This is a genomic window from Aeromicrobium sp. PFPM2_SD2, assembly GCF_057364525.1.
The window spans coordinates 1-2,377 of the sequence record NZ_JBNFNZ010000381.1 but is presented as its reverse complement, the minus strand read 5'-3'; the positions used below and the strand labels follow the sequence as shown (position 1 = coordinate 2,377).

Below are 2,377 nucleotides of genomic sequence, written 5' to 3'. Positions count from 1 at the left end.
CCCGCCTGCGCCTGGTCGCGCCGCCGGCCAGCGCGCGCGGACGCACGCCGTTCGTCGGCCTGGTCATCGCGCTGCTGTCGCTCGGCCTGACCGGCCTCATCGTGCTGAGCACCGTGCTGCAGCGCCAGGCCTTCGAGCTGCAGGAGCTCGACCGCACCGCGTCGCGCCTGGAGACCCGGCACAACGCGCTCTCGGCGGAGGTCGCCGAGAGCCGGAGCCCGGGCCGGCTCGCCGCCGAGGCCGTCCGCCTCGGCATGGTGCCCAACACCAACCCCGTCTTCCTGCGGCTCAGCGACGGCGAGGTCGTCGGCAAGCCGCGGCCGGCCGAGAAGGGCACGAACGTGAAGCGGGTCGACCGATGAGCGGGCGCGTCATGAGTGCGCAGACGATGACCCACCGCCGCCTGCGCGCGTGCCTGGGCCTCGTCCTGCTCGTCCTCACGGTGTTCGGCCTGCGCCTGTTCCAGATCCAGGGCATCGACAGCCAGGCGTTCGCCGCCCAGGCGGTCAAGGACGGCACCGACACCGTCACGGTGCCCGCGCCGCGCGGGGCGATCACCGACCGCAACGGCATCGACCTGGCCACCAACGTCGAGGGCACGACGCTCACCGCCGACCCGACCATGACCGCCGAGGACGCCCCGCAGGTCGCGGCGGTCCTCACCGACGTGTTCGACGACCTGGACTACTTCTCGCTGGTCGACAAGCTGCGCACGCCCAAGTCGCGGTACGTCGTGCTGGTCAAGCAGGCGCCGGCGACCAAGGCGCAGAAGGTGCTGGACCGGCTCAAGGAGAAGGGCCTGGTCGGCGTCTTCAGCGACTCCGCCCCGATCCGCACCTACCCGGGCGGGTCGCTGGCGGCCAACCTCGTGGGCTACCTCAACGCCCAGGGCGAGGGCGTCGCCGGGCTGGAGCGCACCTACGACCAGCAGCTCCAGGGCCGCGACGGCTCGATGACGTACGAGGTCGCGCCCAGCGGCCAGCGCATCCCGCAGGCCGACACCACCGTCGACGAGATGGTGCCCGGCAAGGACGTCGTCACGACGATCGACCGCGACCTGCAGTGGTACGCCGACCAGCGCCTCGCCGACGGGGTGCGCTCGAGCAGCGCCGACTGGGGCCTGGCCATCACGATGGACGTCACCAACGGCGAGATCGTCCAGCTGTCGCAGTACCCCTCGTTCGACCCCGACACCCGTTCGGGGATGAACGAGAAGACGACGCTGGCGCGCGCCTGGCAGACGGTCTACGAGCCCGGCTCGGTCATGAAGACGCTCACCATGGCGGCGCTGGCCGACCAGGGCCTCGTCGCGGCCGACACCAAGATCAAGGTGCCCGGCTCGATGAAGATCGACGGCTTCAGCATCAGCGACTACTGGGACCACGGCACGATCAGGCTGACCGCCGCCGGCGTCATCGCCCAGTCGTCCAACATGGGCACGATCGTGGCGGCGTCGCAGATGAAGGACGCGACGCTGCACGACTACCTGCAGAAGTTCGGCCTCGGCGGCAAGACCGGCGTCGGCCTGCCCGGCGAGTCGAAGGGCATCCTCGTGGACGCCGCGAAGTGGTCGCGCTCGCAGTCGGCGACCGTGACGTTCGGCCAGGGCGTCTCGGTCACCGCGCTGCAGATGGTGCGCGCCGTGGGCGCGATCGCCAACGGCGGGGTGCTCGTCGAGCCGACCGTGGTGTCGGGTCTGCGCACGGCCGACGGCACGGTCGAGAAGACCGCCCGCCCCCGGGGCCAGCGCGTCGTCAGCGAGCAGGCGGCCAAGCAGGTCACCCGCATGATGGAGGCGGTCACGGCCGACGACGGCACGGCCCCGGCCGCGCAGATCGAGGGCTACCGCGTGGCCGGCAAGACCGGCACCGCGTGGCGCGTGAACCCCGAGACCGGCCGCTACGTCCGCGGCCAGAACACCGTGTCGTTCATGGGCTTCGCCCCGGCCGACAACCCGCGCTTCATCACCTACGTGGTGCTCGACAACCCGGTCTCGAGCGCGGGCGGCGGCTCGACGGCGGCGCCCATCTTCCAGGAGGTCATGTCGATGGCGCTGGAGCGCTTCGGCATCGCCCCGACCGGCGCCAAGAGCCCGAAGGTCCGGCAGGACTGGTGACCGGCACCGCACGCCACGGCGTGCGTGCCGGGCACAGCCATGCCATAGGTTGGACCGGTGACGGGGACGATGCGAGTGCGCCCGAGCGAGGCGCCGAGCCGGACGCTGGCGCAGGTGGCGAGGACGCTGGGCGTCCCGTCCGACGACACCACCACGACGATCACCGGGCTGGCGCTCAACACGCGCGACGTGCGACCCGGTGACCTGTACGCGGCCCTGCCCGGGGCGCGCGCCCACGGCGCCGACTACGCCGCCCAGGCG

The 2,377-nt window shown here is 72.2% G+C and carries 3 protein-coding genes; all 3 read left to right on the top strand.

The genetic code is table 11. From position 1 onward, the window contains the following. A partial coding sequence (gene ftsL, locus AC2W7G_RS13905) for a cell division protein FtsL (RefSeq protein WP_485868960.1) occupies window positions 1–362 on the top strand: 362 nt, incomplete at its 5' end. 11 nt (window positions 363–373) lie between these two features. Beyond that, the gene (locus AC2W7G_RS13900; protein WP_485868959.1) at window positions 374–2,116 is read left to right on the top strand and encodes a peptidoglycan D,D-transpeptidase FtsI family protein; all 1,743 of its coding nucleotides are present in this window, start codon (window positions 374–376) and stop codon (window positions 2,114–2,116) included. Between the two features lie 69 nt (window positions 2,117–2,185). Continuing rightward, window positions 2,186–2,377, top strand: a 192-nt coding sequence (locus tag AC2W7G_RS13895) for a Mur ligase domain-containing protein (protein ID WP_485868961.1), incomplete at its 3' end; no start/stop codon positions are given.